19 protein-coding genes are annotated in these 20,517 nt (G+C 63.3%); 3 read left to right on the plus strand and 16 right to left on the minus strand.

All coding sequences use genetic code 11. The features are described from left to right. Positions 1 to 7 precede the first annotated feature (7 nt). Positions 8 to 658, plus strand: a complete 651-nt coding sequence (locus tag N5A92_RS21695; protein ID WP_260906243.1) for a ThuA domain-containing protein — start codon at positions 8 to 10, stop codon at positions 656 to 658. Positions 659 to 817: 159 nt separating this feature from the next. Then, a complete protein-coding gene (locus N5A92_RS21700; RefSeq protein ID WP_260906245.1) occupies positions 818 to 1,642 on the plus strand; it encodes a DUF2189 domain-containing protein in 825 nt (274 codons plus the stop codon). A 34-nt stretch (positions 1,643 to 1,676) separates the two neighbouring features. Here N5A92_RS21700 and N5A92_RS21705 read toward each other — a convergent pair whose 3' ends face one another. The 5 genes from N5A92_RS21705 to N5A92_RS21725 form a co-directional block, all read right to left on the minus strand. Next, positions 1,677 to 2,054: a cytochrome C oxidase subunit IV family protein gene (locus tag N5A92_RS21705; RefSeq protein ID WP_260906247.1), complete on the minus strand. Its 378-nt coding sequence runs from the start codon at positions 2,052 to 2,054 to the stop codon at positions 1,677 to 1,679. Positions 2,055 to 2,063: 9 nt separating this feature from the next. Next, positions 2,064 to 2,786: a heme-copper oxidase subunit III family protein gene (locus N5A92_RS21710; protein WP_260906248.1), complete on the minus strand. Its 723-nt coding sequence runs from the start codon at positions 2,784 to 2,786 to the stop codon at positions 2,064 to 2,066. A 13-nt stretch (positions 2,787 to 2,799) separates the two neighbouring features. After that, on the minus strand, positions 2,800 to 3,507 hold the full coding sequence (locus tag N5A92_RS21715; protein ID WP_260906249.1) for a cytochrome c oxidase subunit 3: 708 nt from the start codon (positions 3,505 to 3,507) through the stop codon (positions 2,800 to 2,802). Then, entirely contained in the window at positions 3,504 to 5,279 is a 1,776-nt protein-coding gene (locus tag N5A92_RS21720) for a cbb3-type cytochrome c oxidase subunit I (protein ID WP_260906250.1), read from the minus strand. Before N5A92_RS21720 ends, N5A92_RS21715 begins: the two co-directional genes overlap by 4 nt. Before the next feature lie 88 nt (positions 5,280 to 5,367). Next, positions 5,368 to 6,195 carry a cytochrome c oxidase subunit II gene (locus N5A92_RS21725; RefSeq protein WP_260906252.1) on the minus strand — a complete coding sequence of 276 codons (828 nt, stop codon included), beginning with the start codon at positions 6,193 to 6,195 and terminating at the stop codon, positions 5,368 to 5,370. 594 nt (positions 6,196 to 6,789) lie between these two features. Here N5A92_RS21725 and N5A92_RS21730 point away from each other — a divergent pair. After that, a complete protein-coding gene (locus tag N5A92_RS21730; RefSeq protein ID WP_260906253.1) occupies positions 6,790 to 7,191 on the plus strand; it encodes a c-type cytochrome in 402 nt (133 codons plus the stop codon). A 54-nt stretch (positions 7,192 to 7,245) separates the two neighbouring features. Here the strand turns inward: N5A92_RS21730 and N5A92_RS21735 are convergent, their stop codons facing one another. From N5A92_RS21735 to N5A92_RS21785, 11 genes are all read right to left on the minus strand, one after another. After that, a complete protein-coding gene (locus tag N5A92_RS21735; RefSeq protein WP_260906254.1) occupies positions 7,246 to 9,147 on the minus strand; it encodes a glycoside hydrolase family 127 protein in 1,902 nt (633 codons plus the stop codon). Further along, the gene (locus N5A92_RS21740; protein WP_260906255.1) at positions 9,140 to 10,237 is read right to left on the minus strand and encodes a LacI family DNA-binding transcriptional regulator; all 1,098 of its coding nucleotides are present in this window, start codon (positions 10,235 to 10,237) and stop codon (positions 9,140 to 9,142) included. The genes N5A92_RS21735 and N5A92_RS21740 overlap by 8 nt, the downstream gene beginning before the upstream one ends. Before the next feature lie 11 nt (positions 10,238 to 10,248). Continuing rightward, positions 10,249 to 11,136, minus strand: coding sequence for a carbohydrate ABC transporter permease (locus N5A92_RS21745; RefSeq protein WP_260906256.1), 888 nt, complete (start codon positions 11,134 to 11,136; stop codon positions 10,249 to 10,251). Then, positions 11,133 to 12,008: a carbohydrate ABC transporter permease gene (locus N5A92_RS21750; RefSeq protein WP_260906257.1), complete on the minus strand. Its 876-nt coding sequence runs from the start codon at positions 12,006 to 12,008 to the stop codon at positions 11,133 to 11,135. The genes N5A92_RS21745 and N5A92_RS21750 overlap by 4 nt, the downstream gene beginning before the upstream one ends. A 273-nt stretch (positions 12,009 to 12,281) precedes the next feature. Continuing rightward, on the minus strand, positions 12,282 to 13,544 hold the full coding sequence (locus N5A92_RS21755; RefSeq protein WP_260906258.1) for an ABC transporter substrate-binding protein: 1,263 nt from the start codon (positions 13,542 to 13,544) through the stop codon (positions 12,282 to 12,284). 219 nt (positions 13,545 to 13,763) lie between these two features. Continuing rightward, a complete protein-coding gene (locus tag N5A92_RS21760; RefSeq protein ID WP_260906259.1) occupies positions 13,764 to 14,909 on the minus strand; it encodes an anhydro-N-acetylmuramic acid kinase in 1,146 nt (381 codons plus the stop codon). A gap of 85 nt (positions 14,910 to 14,994) precedes the next feature. Next, positions 14,995 to 16,092: an ABC transporter ATP-binding protein gene (locus N5A92_RS21765; protein ID WP_260906261.1), complete on the minus strand. Its 1,098-nt coding sequence runs from the start codon at positions 16,090 to 16,092 to the stop codon at positions 14,995 to 14,997. Positions 16,093 to 16,102: 10 nt separating this feature from the next. Next, positions 16,103 to 17,155, minus strand: a complete 1,053-nt coding sequence (locus N5A92_RS21770; RefSeq protein WP_260906263.1) for a carbohydrate ABC transporter permease — start codon at positions 17,153 to 17,155, stop codon at positions 16,103 to 16,105. Continuing rightward, positions 17,152 to 18,180 carry a carbohydrate ABC transporter permease gene (locus tag N5A92_RS21775; RefSeq protein WP_260906342.1) on the minus strand — a complete coding sequence of 343 codons (1,029 nt, stop codon included), beginning with the start codon at positions 18,178 to 18,180 and terminating at the stop codon, positions 17,152 to 17,154. Before N5A92_RS21775 ends, N5A92_RS21770 begins: the two co-directional genes overlap by 4 nt. Positions 18,181 to 18,242: 62 nt before the next feature. Further along, on the minus strand, positions 18,243 to 19,520 hold the full coding sequence (locus tag N5A92_RS21780) for an ABC transporter substrate-binding protein (protein WP_260906265.1): 1,278 nt from the start codon (positions 19,518 to 19,520) through the stop codon (positions 18,243 to 18,245). A gap of 191 nt (positions 19,521 to 19,711) precedes the next feature. Beyond that, positions 19,712 to 20,290, minus strand: coding sequence for a transglycosylase SLT domain-containing protein (locus N5A92_RS21785; RefSeq protein ID WP_260906343.1), 579 nt, complete (start codon positions 20,288 to 20,290; stop codon positions 19,712 to 19,714). Positions 20,291 to 20,517: the final 227 nt, after the last annotated feature.

Consider the following 20,517-nt stretch of genomic DNA (forward strand, 5'->3'; position numbering starts at 1 on the left):
CTCGCCCATGACCAACCGAAGAAAAGCCCTCGTCGTCTATGGCGGGATGGAGCTGCACACACCGAAGCGTGGTGCCGAGACAGTACGCGACCTGCTCGAGGCGGAGCTTTTCGCGGTGACCCTCACCGAGGACTGCGAGGCGCTCGGCGCCGAGGATATCGGCACCTATGACCTCGTCATGCCCGTCGTCACCGGCGGCACGCTCAGCCGCGAGAGGGGGGAGCGGCTGACGGCGGCGATCCGCGCCGGCACCGGTCTTGCCGGCTATCACATGGGGCTTGCCACCAGCTTCCGCGATTGCGTGCCTTTCCGCTATGCAGCCGGTTGCTACTGGGTCGCCCACCCCGGCAACATTATCACCTACCGCGTCGACGTCACTGCACCCGACCACCCGATCATGGCCGGCATCGAAAGCTTCGAGCACACCTCGGAGCAGTACTACCTTCACTACGATCCGGCGGTCGAAGTACTCGCCACCACCACCTTCTCCGGTGAGCACCACCCTTGGCGCAAGGATGTGGTGATGCCCGTGGTGTTCACCACGACGCACGGGGCGGGAAGAGTATTCTATTCCTCCCTAGGCCATACGGCAGACGAACTGGAAATCCCTGAGGTGCGCACGATCCTGCAACGCGGGCTTTTGTGGGCGGCACGCTAGGAGAGTAAGTCTCCACAACCCTCCCGGAAAAGTGAAGGACAAAAGCGGCTTCCCATAGTACTATCGATCTACGGCAAGGGTTGCGGTTTCACGTGACCGGCCCATCGTCAGGCTACGTGAGCCGCAGCCATACCGGGACCCGATGGAGGGAGGAAGGTTATGGCAGGTTTTCATGTTCTTGCAGGCGCCCAGAAAACGGTTGCGCATCCCAAAGTCCGTACAGTCGATTTCGCGGATATTGTCGATGTTCTTCGCCGCGGCCTGGATGATTTTTGGGAGAAGCCCTCCCACTACGTTTTCCTGTGCCTGATCTATCCTATTGTCGGAATTATCCTGATCACGTGGGCATCGAGCGGCCACGCTCTGCAACTCATCTTCCCCTTGATCGCCGGTTTTGCCCTTCTGGGGCCGTTTGCGGCCATCGGTCTTTACGAGATCAGCCGGCGCCGCGAGTTGGGGATGGATTCGTCCTGGCGGCACGCTTTCGAGGTGCTCAGGTCGCCGGCGATCCCATCCATGGTTGCCGTCGGCGCCATGCTCATGGTGATCTTCCTGGCGTGGATTTTCACCGCCCAGGCGCTCTTTGTCTGGATTTACGGGCCTGTCGTGCCGGAATCCTTCCTCGGCTTCATAGGCGAGATCTTGGCCACGCAGCAGGGTTGGACGCTGCTTCTATTGGGTAATGCGATCGGCTTTGTCTTCGCGTTGGTCGTCCTCAGCACCACATCGGTGGCTTTTCCACTGTTGCTCGATCGGGACGTCGGCGCCTACGCGGCCATCCAGACCTCGGCGCGCGTCATGTTGGCCAATCCGCTCCCCGTGCTCTTCTGGGGCCTGATCGTCGCCACGCTTCTGGTGATCGGCTCGGTGCCGTTCTTCGTCGGTCTCGCCGTGGTCATCCCCGTGCTCGGGCATTCGACCTGGCACCTCTACCGCAAAACGGTGATCGCGCCTGGGGTCAGGAAGCGGCAGTCCAAGGAGTAGGGGATCGTTGAAGAGCGGGGGGCACTTTTGCCCCTCATCCCCCGCCGGAGAACAATGTCATGCGTGTGAGCGCCGTATAGTCGGATTCGATCGCCATGATGGTGACGAACACGAGGACGGCGATTGGCGGCAGCAGGATGGCGTATACCAGCGCCAGCCGCTCCCACACCATGTGCATGAACACCGCCACGATCAGCCCTGCCTTCAGCATCATGAAGACGAGGATCAGGCTCCAGCGCAGGTAGCCTTCGAAGCCGGCATAGTCGACCAGGTAGGAACAGGCGCTGAGCACGAACAGCCAGAACCAGACGAGCAGATAGAGCCGGACCGGGTGCTGCTGGCCTTCGGCATGGGATGCCGCGGCGTCCGTTTGGCTGGAGGTGTGCACGGGGGTTGAAGGTGGTGCCGACATGATCGTCCCTCACCAGAGATAGAAGAATGCGAAAATGAAGACCCAGACGAGGTCAACGAAGTGCCAGTAGAGCCCCATCGTCTCCACGTGTTCGTAATCACCGGGGCGGCTGGTGAAGAAGCCGCGCGTGCCACGGTCGTAGTCGCCGCGCCAGACCTTGCGCGCGACGATGAGCAGGAAGATCACGCCGAAGGTCACGTGGGTGCCGTGAAAACCGGTGATCATGAAGAAGGTAGCGCCGAACTGTGGCGCCCCCCACGGATTGCCCCATGGCCGTACGCCCTCGGTGATGAGCTTGGTCCACTCGAAGGCCTGCATGCCGACGAAGGTGGCGCCCATCAGCGCCGTCAAGAGGAGCAGGATCACCGTCATCCTACGGTTGCGCCGATAGGCGAAGTTGACCGCCATCGCCATCGTGCCGCTTGAGGAGATCAAGACGAAGGTCATGATAGCAATCAGAATGAGAGGCATATCGGCCCCGCCGATATGCAGCGCGAAGACCGAGCTGGCGTCGGGCCACGGTACCGTTGTCGACATGCGCGCCGTCATGTAGGCGAGCAGGAAGCAGCCGAAGATGAAGGTATCGGACAGAAGGAAGATCCACATCATGGACTTCCCCCAGGAGGCACTCTTGAAGGCACGCTGATCCGACGCCCAGTCGGCGACGACGCCGCGCATGCCGTTCGGGCGGGTGGGCTGTGCTCCGAATCCGTTCAGCGATGTCTCAGCCATCGTCGTTTCCCCTTCACGTCAGTATCTGCCGGCAGAGCGCGAGCAGGTCCCCGGCCCAGCCGGCCAGAAGGACGAAGACGCCGAGCCAGACGAGGAGCAGGAAGTGCCAGTAGGCGGCGCACAGTTCGACGCCGAGGCGCAGTTGCTCCGCCGCCACGTTATCGTCCCATGCCTTCACCGTGGTCCGCCCGAGAGCGACGAGGCCGCCCAGGATGTGCAGCCCGTGCACGCCTGTCATCAGATAGAAGAAGCCGTTGGCCGGGTTCATGTCCAGATAGTGCCCGCCAGCCGCCAAATCCCGCCATGCCGTCACCTGGCCGGCCAGGAAGACCACCGTTGCAAGCCCGGCCGTCACCAGTGCAAGGCGTGTCATCTTGCGGCGCTGCTCGCGGGCAGCGCGCACGGCGCAGGAAAGGGCGACGCTGGCAAGGATAAGGATCGCCGTGTTGACCCACAGGATGCGGGGGAGCGGTGGCGCCTGCCAGTCGGAATAGTCCATGCGCATGAAATAGGCGCTGGCGAACAGCGCGAAGAGGCTGCCGACGACGGCAAGAAAGACGGCCAGCGCGACCTTGGCCGTCGGCATGCCTGAAACGTCGGTCTCAGGCAGGGCTGTGTGCACGCCATGCTCCAGCCAAGGCTTCTCCATCACCTTCTGGTGGAAGAGCCACCAGAAGGAGAAGCCGATCACCACAGCCAGGAAGACGAGGATGACGCTCATGCGGGCCTCGCTGCTACCTTCTCCGGCCACGGATCATTCTGGGGGATGAAATCCTCCGGCGCGCCGGGCACCGAGTAGTCGTAGGCCCAGCGATAGACCACCGGCCGCTCATCGCCCCAGTTGCCGTGCGGAGGAGGGGTGGTGGGCGTCTGCCACTCCAGGCTCGTGGCGCGCCAGGGGTTGGGCCCGGCCTCCTTGCCGAAGCGCAGGCTCCAGACGAGATTGAACAGGAACACCATCTGCGCGAAGCCGACGATCAGCGCAGCGACGGAGATGAAGGCGTTGAGATTGTCCACCGGCGCGGTCATGAAGGCCGCCTCGCCGATCTCGGGATAGCGCCGCGGCACGCCCACGAGCCCGACATAGTGCATGGGGAAGAAAATCGCGTAGCTGCCGACGAAGGTGACCCAGAAATGAAACTGGCCCATCCAATCCTCGAGCATGCGCCCGGTGATCTTGGGATACCAGTGATAGATGGCGCCAAAGATGACCATGATTGGGGCCACGCCCATCACCATGTGGAAGTGGGCGACCACGAACATCGTGTCGGACAAGGGTACGTCGACCACCACATTGCCAAGGAAAAGCCCCGTCAGCCCGCCATTGACGAAGGTGACGATGAAGGCGAGCGCGAACAGCATCGGCACGGTGAGGTGAATGTCGCCGCGCCACAGGGTCAGCACCCAGTTGTAGACCTTGATGGCGGTGGGTACGGCAATGATCAGTGTCGTCGTGGCGAAGAAGAAGCCGAACCAGGGATGCATGCCGGAGACATACATGTGGTGCGCCCAGACGATGAAGGAGAGTGCGCCGATGATGACAATCGCCCACACCATCATGCGGTAGCCGAAGATGTTCTTGCGCGCATGGGTCGAGATCAGGTCCGAGACGATGCCGAAGGCCGGAAGTGCCACGATGTAGACCTCCGGATGGCCGAAGAACCAGAACAGGTGTTGGAACAGGATCGGGCTGCCGCCGCCGTAGCTCAATTGCTCGCCCATCTCGACCAGCGCCGGCATGAAGAACGAGGTGCCGAGCACCCGATCGAACAGCATCATGACGCAGGCCACGAACAGAGCCGGGAAGGCGAGCAGCGCCATCACGGTGGCGGTAAAAATACCCCAGACGGTCAGCGGCATGCGCATTAGGGTCATTCCGCGCGTGCGGCCCTGGATGACCGTTACCGCGTAGTTAAGCCCACCCATGGTGAAGCCGATGATGAACAGGATCAGCGAGACCAGCATCAGGATGATGCCCCAGTCCTGGCCGCCGGGCGTGCCGCCGAGGATCGCTTGCGGGGGGTAGAGCGTCCAGCCCGCCCCTGTCGGCCCGCCGGGTGCGAAGAAGCTCGCTGCCAGCACGAGGACCGCCAGCAGATAGATCCAGAAGCTCAACATGTTGACGTAGGGGAAGACCATGTCCCGCGCGCCGACCATGAGCGGGATCAGGTAATTGCCGAAGCCGCCGAGGAAGAGCGCCGTGAGCAGGTAGATCACCATGATCATGCCGTGCATGGTGATGAACTGGTAGTAGGCTTCCGGGGTGATGAAGTCGAAGGTGCCGGGAAAGCCGAGCTGCAGCCGCATCAGCCAGGAAAGCACCAGCGCCACTAGGCCGATGGCCACCGCCGTGCCGGAATACTGGATGGCAATGACCTTGGCGTCCTGCGAGAAGACATAGGTCGTCCACCAGCTTTTCGGATGGTAAAGCTCGAGCTCAGGGACTTCCGCAGGCGGAATGTCCCGTTCCGCGCGAGGTGTGGCATCGACCATCGCTTCACCTCCTTAGGCCTCCCGGCGAGGCCCGACCGAATGCCGGGTGCGCCGGAACGTGCCGCGTTAAACCGTCTCCCGTCTCATCTCACGGCTCGGCCTCCTCGGCCGCACCGAGTTTCTGTGGGGCGGAAAGTTCGGCGAAGGTGGACTGCCCCTCGAGCCAGGCCAGATAGTCCTCCTCCGTCTCCACGGCGACTATGCCGCGCATATAGCCGTGTCCGGTGCCGCACAGCTCCGCGCACAGCACCTCGAACGTCCCCGTCCTTGTCGGTGTGAACCAGAAATAGGTGACCATGCCCGGCACCATGTCCATCTTGGCGCGGAACTCGGGCACATAGAAATCATGCAGCACGTCGATCGAGCGCAGCAGCATCTTCACCGGCTTATCTATGGGCAGGTGCAGATCACCCGCTTCGATGACGATGTCATCCTGGCCGGCGGGGTCCTCCGGATCGATACCCAGTGGGTTCTCGAAGGTGACGAGCCGATTGTCGGACTTGCCAAGCTTGCCGTCCTCGCCGGGCAGCCGGTAGTTCCACTGCCACTGCTGCCCCACCACCTCGACCTCGGTTGCATCGTCGGGAACGGTGACGAACTGCGACCAGACGTAGAGCCCCGGCGCCAGCATTGCCGCCACGCCCACCGCCGTCACGATCGTTAGCCACCATTCCAGCCTCTTGCTCTCCGGCTGGTAGGCCGCCTTGGCGCCTTCCTTATGGCGAAAGCGGTAGACGCAATAGGCCATGAACAGGATAACTGCGCTGAAGACAGCGCCGGTAATCCAGAAGGTGATGATGAGCGTATCGTCGATATAGCCCCAGTTGGACGCAATGGGCGTCCACCACCACGGGCTCAAGATATGGAACAATATCGAGCCCAGGACCACAAGAACGAGTATCAGTGCGACGGCCATTCTCCGTCCCTCCCGGCTCCCTAGTAGACCTCTCCTCCGTCAGGAAGCCGGCGACATATTAGCCTGAAATGACCGGGGATATCCAGAGCCGGCCAACGCGCCTCCGGTTAGCCGGAAGATTTCAAACCCCTGAGCCACGGCGCTTTCTTCTTTTTTTCTGCCGACGCCTTGCCAGCCGACTTGGCTTAACTTGCGTCGTCTCATGCTTTTTTGAGACGGCATGCCGAACAGGCTGCTGCACAAGGCTGGCGCCGGCGGTTATTCTTCTGTAACCTGTGGAAAGTGAGGCAAACCGGTATGTTCGGATGTTGCCGAGATGCCTCCGATTTCGTCCCGGGAGGTCGTGCGATGGACGCCAAAACCTCGCTGTTGGTCGCGCTTTCTGTGCTGATACTGCTGTTGATCGGCTTCGGTCTCATTCCTGTTTGAGACGGCGGGTCGTGCTGCTCGGCACCGGGTTTGCGGCCTTATGTCACAGGAGCATGCGACAATTTGCCCATTGTTGGTGTGGGGGAGGGGCAACAGGATGAATGTCTGGGGAGGCGTTTGCGTCGCCGAATGCATGGCGGCGTCCGAAAGGGAGGAGGATTCGTCATGAAATCGGTATCCCATTGCATTCGGATCGGCTTTGCCGCCGCGTTGCTCGCCCCGATTCCAGCATTAGCCCAGGAGGGAGACCCGGCCGCCGGCAAGACGGTATTTAACAAGTGCCGGGCCTGCCATGAGGCGGAGACGGACAGAAACAAGGTCGGCCCGTCACTGCTCGGCGTTATCGGCCGCACCGCCGGCACGCTGGAATCGTTCCAGTCGCGCTATTCCCCAGCGATGAAGGAAGCGGGCGAGCAGGGGCTTGTCTGGGACGAGGAGAACCTGGCAGCATATTTGCGTGACCCCAAGGGGTTCATGCCGGGCAACAAGATGGCCTTCGCCGGCCTTAAGAGCGACGAGGATATCGCCAATGTCACCGCCTATCTAAAGGCCGACCCCAAGCCGTGAATGGCGGCTGGGCGGAATTAAACGGAGGTGCCGGGCGCCGACACCTCCCGACAGCTACACTTCCTCCGCGATCCACACCTGCATCGGTCCCGGCCCACGGTTGTTCCAGAGGAAATAGGGGATTGCCGTCAGTGTGGCCGGGCGTTCGCGCGGCGGCTCGGTGCGGTAGAGGGCGCGCTGCCAGCCATCGTCGTCTATAGCCTTTCCCTCGGCGGTGAGGAGCGTTGCGCCGTCGAAGAGGTCGTTCCTTGCCAGCGCCCGTACCTCTGAATTTCGCGGCAGGCGCGTCTGCCGGACGGGGATACCGGGATTGTCAGCTTGCTCCAGGCAATAGACCAGCGGTCCGCGCCTCAGCGCCACGCGACCGAAATCCGCCGAGACCTGCGGATTGGCGTAGACGCGCTCGGGGCGCATGGGCAGGTCGAGCTCGACGCGATCGCCCTTTGCCCAACGGCGGCGGATGCCGAGGTAGCCGTTGACAGTATTCGCCGCCACGTCGATCTCTTCGCCGTTTACCTTCGCCCGCGCCCCGCGCGCCCAGCCGGGGATGCGCAGCTTGAGGCCGAACTCGGTTTCGGCTTCCGGGGTGAGCGTGATTGAGACGGCGCCAGACCAGGGATAATCGCTTTCCTCCATGACGCCGACCCTGGTGCCGGCGACATCGAGCGTGGTCTCGGTGCCGCCGTAGAGGTGCACGATCAGCGAGTCGGCACTAGTGGCGTAGAAATAGCCGCTGACCGAGGCGATCAACCGCGAGGCGTTCATCGTGCAGCAAGGGCAGGGATGCCAGGCCCAGCGCGTGTGGCTGCCGTCGCTCTCCAGCGGATTGTCGTAGAAATAGTGCTCGCCGTCGCGGCTCAGCCCCGTCAGCGCGCCGTTGAAGAGGGCGAGTTCGAGCGTGTCTGCATATTTGCCTTCGAGGTCAAGGTTGAGCATGCGCTGCGCCCACAGGATGAGGGCAACGGAGGCGCAGGTCTCTGCGTAGGCGGTATCGTTGGGGAGGTCGTAGTCCTTCGTGAAGCCTTCATTGTGCGCCGAGGGGCCGACGCCGGCCGTCACGTACATGCGTTTGGTGGTGATGTCTTCCCACAGCCGCTCGCAGGCCCTCTTGAGCGCCGCGTCGTCGAGCTCGGCGGCGAGATCGGCCATGGCCGTGTAGAGATACATGGCGCGCACAGCGTGGCCGACGGCCTTGTCCTGCTCGCGCACCGGCTTGTGGGACTGTGAATATTCGTGAGTGCCCGCCCAGTAGTGATCGTCGCCGCGGGCTTCGGCCTCGATGTCGAAATAGTTCGGCTTTGCGCCCCGCTCGTTGACGAAATAGGCGGCTAGGTCGAGGCGGCGTTTATCGCCAGTGAGGTGATAGAGCTTGACCAGCGCCAGCTCGATCTCCGGGTGGCCGGGATAGCCGCGCTTCTGGCCGGGGCCCGTGCCGAAGGTCTCAGCGATGTGGTCGAGATAGCGCTCCATGATGTCGAGGAAGCGGCGGCGGCCGGTCGCCTGGTAGTAGGCGATGGCACCTTCCAACAGGTGTCCGGCATTGTAGAGCTCGTGGTTGTCCCTGAGGTTTGTCCAGCGGTTTTCAAGCTCGCGTTGGATGTACCAGCAGTTCAGATAGCCGTCGGGAAGCTGGGCCTTGGCCAAATCCTCGACGACGGCGTCGATCTGCGCTTCGATCTCGGCGTCGCGCTTGTGGGCGAGCGCGTAGCTGGCCACCTCGATCCATTTGCCGACGTCGGAATCCCAAAAGATCTGCGTTGTGAAGTTATGCCGGTTGGGCGGGATGGAGACCGGCGGCACGGGCTTCGGCAACTTCAAGGATTCCAGGATGCCGTGTGCGGCGAGCTGGCGGTGCTGGCTAGGCACTGTTCGGGCAAGGACAGTATCGAGCCGCTCGCGCCAGAATGCGCCGGTGAGTTTGACGTCTGTGAATCTGGCCGGAGTGTATCTACGCATAGTCTTCCGTTCCCGTTAGAGTGTCCGTCTTGGCACCGCAGGATTCGCGGATCACCAGGGTGCATGGCAGGCGGCTGACGCCCCGCATCGGCGTACCGTCGATCATGGCAATCAGGCGGCGGCCAGCCTCGCGGCCGAGCGCGCGGAGATTGAGATCGACGCTGGTGAGCGGCGGACGGCTGGCCTCGGTCATGACGTTCCAGTTGTCGAAGCCGACGATGGCGACATCCTCGGGCACGGCGATGCCGCGCTCGCGCAGCGCGTCGGCGGCACCGCGGGCGATCTGGTCATTGCCGCAGAAGAGCGCGTCCGGCGGCTCCCGCCCGTGGGCGAAGAGCCGAGCGGCTGCATCGTAGCCCCATTTCTCCGACCAATCTCCGCTCAGATAGTAGCCTTCGCCTTCCGCAAGCCCCGCTGCCGTCAGCGCTTGGCGATATCCGTCGCGGCGCAGGCGCACGGCCTCGAAGCGCTCCGGCCCAGTGATGTGGGCTATGCGCTGCCGTCCCAGCCCGATCAGGTGCTCGACGGCCATGCGCGCGCCGCCCTCGTCGTCGGGCAGCAGGCACACGGCCTCGGGATCGTCGGACTGGGAAAATACGTAGATGACCGGTAGCCCGCGCAGCGCACCGTCGAGTCCCGGCCGACGGTCGGCGCGGCGGGCGGTGATCACCATGCCGTCAACCCGCTTGCCCAAGAGCTGCTCCACGTGCTGGCGCTCGCGCTCGGGGTCGTCGGTGGCATTGCACATGAAGACGGCGATCTGCCGGTCGGCCAGGCATGCCTCAAGGCCCTCGGCGATCGGCATGGTGAAGCGGCCGAAGCTATCGTTGGAGATCAGGCCGACGGTGAAGCTATGCCGCCGGTGCAGGCTCTGAGCCAGGCTGTTGGGGCGGAAGCCGAGCGCGTTGGCCACGGCGATGACGCGCTCGCGCGTCTCGGCCTTGAGGCTGCCGTTGTTGTTAAGCGCCTTCGAGACCGTGCCGATGCTCACATTGGCCATGCGCGCCACGTCGCGGATGGTAGGGCCGATCCGGCGCCGCAGCCGGTCATCTTCCGGTGTGCGGCTCGTGGGATTGGCTGGATCTTTCATCGCGGGACCGCCTATTTCACCGCGCCGCTCAGGAAGCCGGACACGTAGTGGCGCTGCAGCAGGAAATAGATGGCGATGCATGGAATGACGGAGACCATCACGCCAGCCTGCAGCGGGCCCCAGGCTACAGAACCGTAGAAACTGCCGATCACGCTAGTCAAAAGCACCGGCAGCGTGAAGGAGGTCTCCTTGCTCATGAAGATGAGGGCGGCGAGGAACTCGTTCCAGCTCATGATGAAGGCAAACAGCGCGACCGTCACCATGCCGGGCACAGCCAGCGGCATGAAGACACGGCCGAGGATCTGCAACGGGCTGCACCCGTCGACGATCGCCGCCTCCTCCAGTTCGCGGGGGATACCCTCGAAGGCATTGCGCATCACGTAGACGCTGAACGGCAGTTGCAGGATCGTGTGGATGATCGCCAAGCCGACATGGTTGTTGGTCAACCCGAGCTTGGTGAACATCAGGAAGAGTGGCGTCAAAAGCGCTTGGTAGGGGATCATCATACTCGCGAGCAGGAGGAGGAACAGGACCTCCTTGAACGGCACGTGGAAGCGGGCGAGCCCGTACCCTGCCGGCACGGCGAGCGCGAGACAGAAGAGGATGGTCAGGAAGGCCACCATAGAGGAGTTGAAAAGGTAGGTGGGCAGTCCCGCCTGGTATTCATAGACCGTCAGATAGCTCTGCAGGCTCAAGGAATGCGGCAGGTAGTCGGGCGGGATGGCCGTCACCTCCGCCTGCGGCTTCAAGGAGGCAAGGAAGGACATGATGAGCGGCCAGGCCATGATGGCGATCACCAGCCAGCAGATCAGCGCGACGATCACCCGTGCCGGCAATCTAGTGCCGACCCTACGGGTGGAGACGCCGACGGCGCTTCTTTCGAGGGGAATGTCGCTCACGAGCGCCCTTTCCGGCTGGTCAGCGCGATCTGGACGGCCGCGCCCGCCATGATGATCACCATCAGGATAAGCGACAGCGCACTGCCATAGCCGAGTTTGAAGTAGACGAACGAGTTCTGGTAAATCCAGTAGACCGAGGTGAAGGTCTGCCCGCGCGGGGCGCCGCTGGTCATGATGTAGAACTGGTCGAAGGCAAGCATGGAGCCGATGGCGCTGATGAGCGTCGCCAGCAGAATGCTGCGGGCGGCGAGCGGCAGGATGATGCGGCGCACGCGCTGCCAGTAGCTGGCGCCGTCGATCATCGCCGCCTCGATAAGGTCGTCGCCGATGGACTGGATGCCGGCGACCATAAGGATCATGCCGAAGCCGACGATCTTCCACGTCACCGAGATGATGACGGCAAGCTGGCCGAGTTCGGCCGAGCGAAACCACACCAGCGGCTTGTCGAGAATGCCGATGTCGACTAGGAGCCTGTTGAACAGGCCCACCTGCTGATCGAACAACCACAGCCAGATGAAGCTGGAGGAGGCCAGGCCGATGACCACGGGCAGAAAGATGGCGCCGCGCGTGACCTGCTTGAGCCTCGTGTTCTCGGTGGTGAGCAGGGCAGCCAGAAAGCCGAGCCCCATCAGTACCGGAGTGATGTAGAGCGTGTAGCTGACGGTGAACCAGAGCGAGCGCCAGAAGCCCCTGTCCGAGAACGCCTTGGCGTAGTTCTCGAGCCCTACGAACTTGCCGCCGCCGAGCAGCGAGGCGTCGGTCATCGAGGTGTAGACAAGCTGCCCCAGCGGATAGAAGACGAACACGGCCACGAACAGGAGGGCCGGCGTCATGAACAGGAGCCCGACATATCTGCTGGAGTTGGCGTACATGTGCTTGGGTTCGTGCCTCGTTATGGTGTTTGGTGATGCCGACGCCCTGCGGCGCCCCCCTCTGTCCTGCCGGACATCTCCCCCACGAGGGGGGAGATTGCGCCGTCGCGAAGACCTTCGCCAATCGTCGGCGCCGCAGGAAAAGCGACGGCGCGAACAGTCGGCTGATCTCCCTCCTTGTGGGGGAGATGTCCGGCGGGACAGAGGGGGGCGACATAGGGTGCCTGCATCTCCGAACTTCCTGCTTTCACGCAGTCACGCCCCTCGCGCCTCCTACTCGCTGGCGATCTCGATCATGCGCTCGCGCGCTTCCTCGATGGCTTCATCGATCTCGCCGTCGAAGACCGCGCGCTGCAGCATATTGATCCACGGGCTCGAATCCGAATTCACCATGTCAGCGAAGTGGAAAACCCACGGGACGTAGCCGACCTTGAGCGCTTCCGCCGTCACCTGCACCTTTGGCTGGTCCGCGAAATACTTGTTGTCGGTGGCGAGATCGGCGCGCACTGGCAGGATGCCGTTCTTGGCCAGCCCCTCCAACTGAGCCTCGTCTGAAAGCGACCAGTTGATGAACTCGCGCGCCAACTCCTCGTTATTTGAACCGCGCGGGATGGCGATTGTATCGCCGCCCACGAAGGCGGAGACCTGGCCTTCCTTGAGGCCCGGCAAGAGGGCCACGCCGTAGTCGAGGTCGGGGAAGTCCGATTCCACCAGCGGAATGACGAAGCCGCCCGTGCCCGCGATGCCGACATTTCCGTTGGTGAAGCCGGAGACGAAGTTCGCCCCGTTGTCGGTCTCCGCGCTTTCGGGGATCAGGCCCTCGGTCCACATGTCGCGGTAGACCTGGAGCACCTCCTTGACCGCTTCGCCCTCGAGTGCGGTGTCCTCGCCATTGCGCGGCAGCATCTTGGCACCGCCGGCGACCATTAGCGGCGAGGTGACGAAGATGTTGCAGCCCGGGCAGGAGCCCGAGAAGTAGAAACCGTAGGTGTCGTCGCCGAGCGCGGCGACCTTCTTCGCCATCTCATGAATCTCGTAGATTGTGCGTGGCGGCTTCTCCGGGTCGAGGCCTGCTTTGCGGAACAGGTCCTTGTTCCAGGCGATGACCGAGACGTCCGGCGTGAAGCCGGTGCCGTAGGTGCGGCCTTCATAGGTGGAGATCTCCTTATAGGCGTCGATCACCTTGTCGAAATTGGGGTTCTTTTCCGCCTCGTCGGTGATGTCGACCAGCGAGCCGGCGCGCATGAAGTCCGGCATGTAGATCAGGTCGAGCGAGATCAGATCCGGCGGGTCGCCGGCGGCGATGCTGGTAGCGAGCTTGGTCACCATCTGCAGGTTGGGGATGACGGTGACTTCGATCTGGTTGTCGGGATGCGTCTCGTTCCACAACTCGGCGAGCACCTTGCCGGCGTTCGCAGCACTTCCGTCGCGCACCCACATGGTCATGTCCTGGGCAAGTGCCGTGCCGGCCATGAAGACGGCCGCAGCCGTGGCAAGCACGGCTTTCCCGACACCCCGGGCGTTCAACACTTTCATGATTTCCTCCCATATAGCGGAACCGGTCACGGAGCTCGCCATGCTCCGCGGCAGGAGCAAGCTTTCCCTTACGCTGGCAGCGGCTCCTCCCGCCGATTGCCAATTAGGAAAACCTTTTCCTTAACTGAAGGTGACACGAAACAGCGTTGGTGGCAAGGATTTTGGAAAAGGTTTTCCGATATCCTGCCACCATCGCTACAGCCTTTGGGAGGAGAGCCTTCAGGCGGAGCCGGTCCTGCTGATCGCAGCCGCCACTGAAGCCAGAATGCCGCCGGTCTGGGGGGTGCTCACGCCGGTGGTCTGCGGGAAGCTCAGCGGCAGCCCGCGCAGGGACCTTATCGCCAGATAGGCGAAGCATTCCGCCTCCACCGCGTCTCCGCGCAGCCCCACGTTCTCCGCTGGCAGCACCTCGACAGCGGCCCGCTTGCCGATCTCCCGCATTATCACGGGATTTTTGCGGCCGCCGCCGCAAACGACGAGGCGCTTCGGCCTCCTCGGTAACAGGTCAAGCGCCTTACCGACGGCACCGGCGGTAAAAGCCGCCAGCGTCGCCGCCCCGTCGGCAAGCGTTAGTCCATCGGCCATCGCGGCGTCAAAGTCGAACCTGTCGAGCGACTTTGGGAAAGGTGCCGCCAGGTAGGAATGCTGAAGCAGCACGTGAAGACGCTCCTCGTCCGCCGTACCGGCGGCGGCGATTTCTCCGTCGCGGTCCATGGTGCCGGCGTCGTGCCTAGCGATCCAATCGTTGAGGGGTGCATTGGCCGGCCCCGTATCGAAGGCGATCAGCTGCTCCTCGCTCGCCCAGGTGATGTTCGCCACGCCGCCGAGATTTAGGATGGCGGTGTCGCCGCCGGCGCCGATCTTCTCGAGCATCGCCTTGTGGTAGATCGGTGCAAGAGGCGCGCCGTGACCACCGGCCGCCACATCGACAGAGCGGAAATCATAGACCACGTCGGTGCCGACGATCGCCGCCATCCGCGCGCCATCCCCCAACTGCCGTGTGTGTCCACGTCTGCCGCCCTCCGGCGCGATATGCAGCACGGTCTGCCCGTGAAAGCCCACCGCCGCGATGTCCGCGGGTGTAAAGCCGTGCTCTTCCAGAAACGCCTTCACCGCATGCGCCTGTGCCTCGCTGAGCGCAATCTCCGCCTCGTGGAAGATCGCCGGCTCCGGCCCCTCGAAGCCCCACGCGCGGGCGGCCTGCAACGTCTCGGCCAGCAATTCGCGCATTCCGGCAGGGTAGGGCGCCAGCGCCCAAGGCCCGAACGCCTCGATCCGCTCCCCATCCGTCTTGATCGCCGCGATGTCGATGTTGCCGTCGAGAACGGTCCCGGTCATCAGGCCGATTGCCCACACTGGCTGCATTCTTCTGTCTTCCTTATCCCGCGGGTTGTGGTGTGGAGCTTAGCGGCTTTTCGCGCCGTGAGCGATGTGAGGCCGGCTTCGGCCTTTATATCTCCTCAGCCACCCTGCTCTCCTCGATGCGCTTTCCATCCGCGTCGAAGGCATGGAGAAACCGCTCATCGAGGGCCAGCGAAATGGTGTTGCCGCTGGTGATCGACCGCTGTCCTGCAAGAGCGGCGACGATGCGAGGCTGGCCTTCCGCCTCGGCATGGACGATCGTCTCGGGGCCGAGCGCTTCGACAAGGGTCACGGTGGCGGGGATGCGCGCCTGCCCGCCCTCCGTCTCGATGTGGTGCGGTCGGATGCCGATGGTAATGGGCTCGCCCTCCGGCCGCGCCGGAATGGGCAGCAACAGCACGTGCCCGCCATCAAGCTCGATGCGCGCTGCGCCATCGTCCCCGCCCGTAAAGCGGCCTTCCAGGAAGTTCATGTGCGGTGCACCTATGAAGCCGGCGACGAAGCGGTTGGCCGGGCGGTTGTAGAGTTCGAGCGGCGTGCCGATCTGCTCCACCCGCCCGTCGCGCAGGACAACGATACGGTCGGCCAGGGTCATGGCTTCCGTCTGGTCATGTGTGACGTAGATCATGGTGGCGTCGAGCCGCTTGTGGAGCGCGGCGAGTTCGGCGCGCATGGTCACACGCAGCTCGGCGTCGAGGTTCGACAGCGGCTCGTCGAGCAGGAAGACGCCCGGTCGGCGCACCATGGCCCGACCGATGGCCACGCGCTGGCGCTGGCCGCCGGAAAGCTGCCGCGGCTTGCGCGCCAGAAGCTCCTCGATCCTCAGCATGCGGGCGATCTCGGCAACGCGCTCCTCGATCTTGTCCTTGGGCGTCTTGGTATTCTCCAGCCCAAAAGAGAGATTTTGGCGCACGCTCATATGCGGGTAAAGCGCGTAGGACTGGAAGACCATGGCGAGCCCGCGGTCGGCGGCCGCCAGATGATTCACCACCTCGCCATCGAGCATCACCTCTCCCGAGGTCGCCTTTTCAAGGCCGGCGATGATGCGCAGCAGCGTGGACTTGCCGCAGCCGGAGGGACCAACGAAGACGACAAACTCCTTGTCCTTCACCTCAATGTCGACCTGGTGGAGCACCTCGACGGGGCCGAAGGACTTGCTGACGTTTTTCAGTTCGAGATGGCTCATGCGCTGCGGCCTATTTGATACCGGTCGAGGCGATGCCGGAGGTGATGAAGCGTTGCAGGAAGGCAAAGATCACCACCACCGGCAACATGCTGACCACCGTCATCGCCAGGACGTAGTGCCATTGCACGTTAAGTTCGCCCTGGAAGGAGTTGAGGCCTACCTGCAGGGTATAAAGTTCCTGGTCGGACAACACGATCAGCGGCCAGAGAAAGTCATTCCAGCGCCACATGACCGAGAAGATGGCAAGCACCGCCACCGCGGGCATGGCGAGCGGCAGGACGATGCGCCAGTAGATCTTCCATTCGGATGCATGGTCCATGCGGGCGGCCTCGAGAAGCTCGTCGGGGATGGTGAGCATGTATTGGCGCAGCAGAAATACGCCCGTCGGCGTGGCCACCGTCGGCAGGATCACGCCCCACAGGCTGTTGAAAAGATTGAGTCCGTTGATGACGGAGAACAGTGGGACGATGATCACCGAAAGCGGCACCATCAGCGTGGCGAGGATAACGGCGAGCACGGCAGTGCGGCCCTTGAACTGGTATTTGGACAGAGCGAAGGCGGCCATGGAGTTGAAGATCAGCGTGATGATGGTCGCCACAACCGTCACGAAGACGGAGTTGTAGAAATAGCGCAGGAAGTTGTAGCGCTCGAAGGGTGTCGAATAGTTTTCCGTGGCGAGCCTGACCTCCCGCACCGGCTCGCGGGCGACAAGCGGCACACGGATGATCTCGTCGGGCGCTTCCGGGTCGGCCATCTGCGCCACAGTGCCGATGCGACGGACCTGGACCAGCAGGCGCTCTTCACCGTCTTCCGTCTTCACTCTGTAGAGCGGCAGTGGCTCGTCGAAGCCTTCGACTTCTACCACCGACGTCTCGTAGGGCAGCAGCGTTGGGGGGAACTCGCTTAGGGCCGCGCGGGTCTTGAACGAGGAAAGCCCCAGCCAGACCACCGGGCCGAACATCAACAGAAGCCCGGCTAAAAGCCAAATCCAGGCCAGCACGTCGGTGAAGTGCCAGGAAGCGCCCCCGCGCCGACGGGTGAGGAAAGTGGCGATCCCGCTCATCGCTGCTCCTTCCGCTCTCGCCAGGCCGAGGCGAGAAGCTGAACGAGTGTCAGCACGATCAGCACGGCGGCCATGAGGATGGAGGCGGCGGAGGCCAGCCCCAGATTGCGCACCTGCTGGGCAAGGCCCGTCTCGTAGATGTACTGCACCAGGAAGAGCGTCGCCGTGCCGGGGCCGCCGCCGGTAAGCACGAATACCTCGTCGAAGACCTGCACGGCGCGGATCAGCGCCAGGAGGATGACGACGACCAGATTGGGCCACAGAAGCGGCAGGGTGATGCGGGTAAGCACCCGCCAGCTCGGCGCTCCGTCCATCTCTGCGGCCTCGTAGAGTTCACGCGGGATGGCCTGCAGGCCGGCGAGCAGAATGAGCGTGTAGAAGCCGAGATGGGCCCAGATGGAGAGAAATATCGCCCAGAACATCGCCCAGCCGCGGTTGACCAGCCACAGGGTGGGCTCGAAGCTCAATTCCACGAGCACCGCATTCAAGAGACCGTTCCTCTGCAGGATCCATTTCCATATCAGCGCCACAACCACCGGCGACAGGAGCACGGGAAAGAAGAAGACAGCACGCCAGAAGCCGCGTGCCCGCATTTCGCGGTTGAGCACCAGTGCCGTGGCAAGCGAGATCAGCACCAGCGCCGCAACCTGCACGATGACGAAGAAGCCGGTGTTGCCGACGGCGCGCCAGAACCGGTCCTCGCGGCAGGAGGAGGCATCGAGAAAGTCGCGGCAGGAAAGCAGGGTCTCGTATTGCAGCGTGCCGACGAAGACGCGGTTGTTAAGGAACAGCGCCCCGCCGCCGGTGAACGAGTAGGCGACGTTCAGCATCATCGGGAACAGCACGAAGATGCCGAAGACGAGCAGGTTCGGCGCCAGGAATGCGGCGGCCACACCGCCGAGACCTAGCCGCCGCTGCAGCCATGTCATCGGGCGGTCGATGAGGTTCATCCCCCAGCGGACGGGGGCCAGGAGAAGGCCGGCGAGACGCTCGCCGGCGGTTTCATGTCTAGCCTCGGCCGTCATGGCTTCGAGTGGGCTGTCGCTGACGGGCCCCCTCCTGGATCCCAACGCACTCCACCAGCCGCCTACCGCTGCGCCTCCTCGACCTGCTGCGCAATGTCATCCTCAATGCGGCTATAGGCCTCCTCCAGCGAAAGCTCGCCCGCTACCACCTGGCCGAGGCGGCCGATGATGGCGAAGTAGACGACGTTCGCCCACTCCCAGGACGGCATGCGGTTGGCGAGGGGGGCGAGATTGCCGACGGCGCCAACGAAGGTGTCGAGCGACTCCTTCACATTTGGATTGTCCGACTGGTAGTCGAGGCCGGCTTCGGTGAGCCCCTTGTGCCCAGGCAGGAACAGCGTGCGCTCGTAAAACTCCTTCAGAACCGGCTCGCTTGCCAGCCAGTCGATAAGGCGGGCGACCTCTTCGGGATGCTCCGTGTACTTGATGCCGACCACGCCGGCGCCACCGGGAAGGCCGGTGCAGGCCGCCGGGCCGCAGGGGTTGGGAACGGCCGCCCAGTCGAAGGCGTCGCCGATGGTCTCTTCGAACTGCGCGATCTGCCAGGAGCCGGAGTAGTACATGACGACTTCGGCGTTGGCGAACTCCTCGTTGGCGCCGCGATAGGTGGTGCCTGACACGCTACCCCAGATCTCCGGCGACATCGTGCCGTCCTCGTGCCACCGGGCGATCCGCTCCGCCATGGCCTTGAAACCGTCGTCGATGACGGCAGGCATGCCGTCCTCGCCGATGAAGCCGGCCCCCATGGAGATGGCGGGGCCGGTGAAGCGGTGGCCGGAGCGGTCCATGGCGAGCGGGATCGGAATCTGCTGGTCCTCGGCCACTTGCTTGACTGCTTCGGCCCATTCGTCCCAGGTGGCGTCCTCGCCTGGAAGCTCCACGCCCGCCTGCTCGAACAGCGTTCGGTTGACGAAGGGCCCGGTGACGGTGAGCTGGGTCATGTAGCCGGGGATGATGTCGCTGCCTTCCGGCCGCATCCAGTCGAGATAGTTGCCGAAATTCTCCTCCCAATAGGACGCGTCCTCGACGAGGTCGCGCAGGTCGAGCCAATGGGGGGCGAGGTCCTTCAACGTGGTAACGCGGGCGAGATCCGGCCCCTGGCCGGCCTCAAGCTGCACGGGAAGCTGATCGCGGATGACGGTGTAGGCGACGTTGTCGAGCACCACCTTGATGTCCGGGTTCTCCTCCTCGAAGCGGGACAGAAGATCGGCCATGACATCGCCTTCGTTGCCGTCGGAATACCACATGAAGCGAAGTTCTACGGGTTCCTGGGCGTAGGCCGCAGCACCGAACGATGCCGTCGCGGCGAGCGCGGCCACGAGTGTCGTCTTCCTCAACATCGAGATGTCCTCCCTACCGGTCTATCTTTTTTCACTTCCGATTTCCAATGCCGGACCCCGCGCGTGTGTCCGCCGCATGTTGCCCTCTTCGCGCTCTGTCGTCCACCTGCTCGAAGTGGGAAAGGGGTCCCGAAAAGGGGCAAACGCCCTCGAATGGGTGTGGAAGGGCACCGGTTTTCGGCGGCAGCCGCCTACCGTCCGCAGCGCTGCATCTGGTAGGCGTAGTCGTTCGCCATCGCTGCCGCCCTGCCGGCGGCCTTCTTCATGTGCGCGTTGTTTTGCCAGGTGCCGCGCGAATAGCCGGCGTGGCCGGCATAGTAAGCCAGGTAGAGATTGTAGGTGTCGTCGAGCGCGATGCCGTTTTTGTGGTGGCTCTGGCGGTGATACCACCCGACGAAGTCCACCGCGTCGGCGAAATCGCCACGGCGGGCGCCTCGTCTGCCGGTTTCGCGCCGATAGCGATCCCATGTGCCGTCGAGGGCCTGGGAGTAGCCATAGGCGCTGGAAGGACGCTTCCAGGGAATGAAACCGAGCAGCTTTTTGCGTGGAGGTCTGGCATTGGCCTTGAAGCCGGATTCGGTGCGGATGGTTGCCATCAGCACGGGAACCGGCACGCCGTACTGACGCTCGGCGCGTTTGGCATCGCTATACCAGCCGCCGAACCAGCCGTCCTTCTGGTCGAACACGGAACAGAGATTGTTGATGTTTCCTGGCGTGGAGGCACAGCCGCCAAGCGCCAGAAGCACAACGGCGATCATTATGGCGCGCATCATACGCCGACCATAACCCATAAAATTCTAACAATTCCTAACCGCGGCGGGGGGGAATCAGCTCGAAAGGGCCGGAAACAGGGCGGCAGATAGGCTTCCCGGGAGGCGAAAGTATTCCGTCCACCCGGCTTCACCAAGCAGCTGGCGCTTGCATAGGGATGGCAAAAATGACATCCATTCGTGCGGGGACTGCGCATTGTACCAGATGCAATGCGGTTGGGGGTGAG

This window comes from Chelativorans salis, assembly GCF_025336525.1.
Classification (GTDB): domain Bacteria; phylum Pseudomonadota; class Alphaproteobacteria; order Rhizobiales; family Rhizobiaceae; genus Chelativorans; species Chelativorans salis.

What these genes read in the sequence shown, in the direction of transcription:
- N5A92_RS21695 (WP_260906243.1), top strand. Translation starts at nt 8, where the DNA reads ATGACCAACCGAAGAAAAGCCCTCGTCGTCTATGGCGGGATGGAGCTG.
- N5A92_RS21700 (WP_260906245.1), top strand. Translation starts at nt 818, where the DNA reads ATGGCAGGTTTTCATGTTCTTGCAGGCGCCCAGAAAACGGTTGCGCAT.
- N5A92_RS21705 (WP_260906247.1), bottom strand. Translation starts at nt 2,054, where the DNA reads ATGTCGGCACCACCTTCAACCCCCGTGCACACCTCCAGCCAAACGGAC.
- N5A92_RS21710 (WP_260906248.1), bottom strand. Translation starts at nt 2,786, where the DNA reads ATGGCTGAGACATCGCTGAACGGATTCGGAGCACAGCCCACCCGCCCG.
- N5A92_RS21715 (WP_260906249.1), bottom strand. Translation starts at nt 3,507, where the DNA reads ATGAGCGTCATCCTCGTCTTCCTGGCTGTGGTGATCGGCTTCTCCTTC.
- N5A92_RS21720 (WP_260906250.1), bottom strand. Translation starts at nt 5,279, where the DNA reads ATGGTCGATGCCACACCTCGCGCGGAACGGGACATTCCGCCTGCGGAA.
- N5A92_RS21725 (WP_260906252.1), bottom strand. Translation starts at nt 6,195, where the DNA reads ATGGCCGTCGCACTGATACTCGTTCTTGTGGTCCTGGGCTCGATATTG.
- N5A92_RS21730 (WP_260906253.1), top strand. Translation starts at nt 6,790, where the DNA reads ATGAAATCGGTATCCCATTGCATTCGGATCGGCTTTGCCGCCGCGTTG.
- N5A92_RS21735 (WP_260906254.1), bottom strand. Translation starts at nt 9,147, where the DNA reads ATGCGTAGATACACTCCGGCCAGATTCACAGACGTCAAACTCACCGGC.
- N5A92_RS21740 (WP_260906255.1), bottom strand. Translation starts at nt 10,237, where the DNA reads ATGAAAGATCCAGCCAATCCCACGAGCCGCACACCGGAAGATGACCGG.
- N5A92_RS21750 (WP_260906257.1), bottom strand. Translation starts at nt 12,008, where the DNA reads ATGTACGCCAACTCCAGCAGATATGTCGGGCTCCTGTTCATGACGCCG.
- N5A92_RS21755 (WP_260906258.1), bottom strand. Translation starts at nt 13,544, where the DNA reads ATGAAAGTGTTGAACGCCCGGGGTGTCGGGAAAGCCGTGCTTGCCACG.
- N5A92_RS21760 (WP_260906259.1), bottom strand. Translation starts at nt 14,909, where the DNA reads ATGCAGCCAGTGTGGGCAATCGGCCTGATGACCGGGACCGTTCTCGAC.
- N5A92_RS21765 (WP_260906261.1), bottom strand. Translation starts at nt 16,092, where the DNA reads ATGAGCCATCTCGAACTGAAAAACGTCAGCAAGTCCTTCGGCCCCGTC.
- N5A92_RS21770 (WP_260906263.1), bottom strand. Translation starts at nt 17,155, where the DNA reads ATGAGCGGGATCGCCACTTTCCTCACCCGTCGGCGCGGGGGCGCTTCC.
- N5A92_RS21775 (WP_260906342.1), bottom strand. Translation starts at nt 18,180, where the DNA reads ATGACGGCCGAGGCTAGACATGAAACCGCCGGCGAGCGTCTCGCCGGC.
- N5A92_RS21780 (WP_260906265.1), bottom strand. Translation starts at nt 19,520, where the DNA reads ATGTTGAGGAAGACGACACTCGTGGCCGCGCTCGCCGCGACGGCATCG.
- N5A92_RS21785 (WP_260906343.1), bottom strand. Translation starts at nt 20,290, where the DNA reads ATGCGCGCCATAATGATCGCCGTTGTGCTTCTGGCGCTTGGCGGCTGT.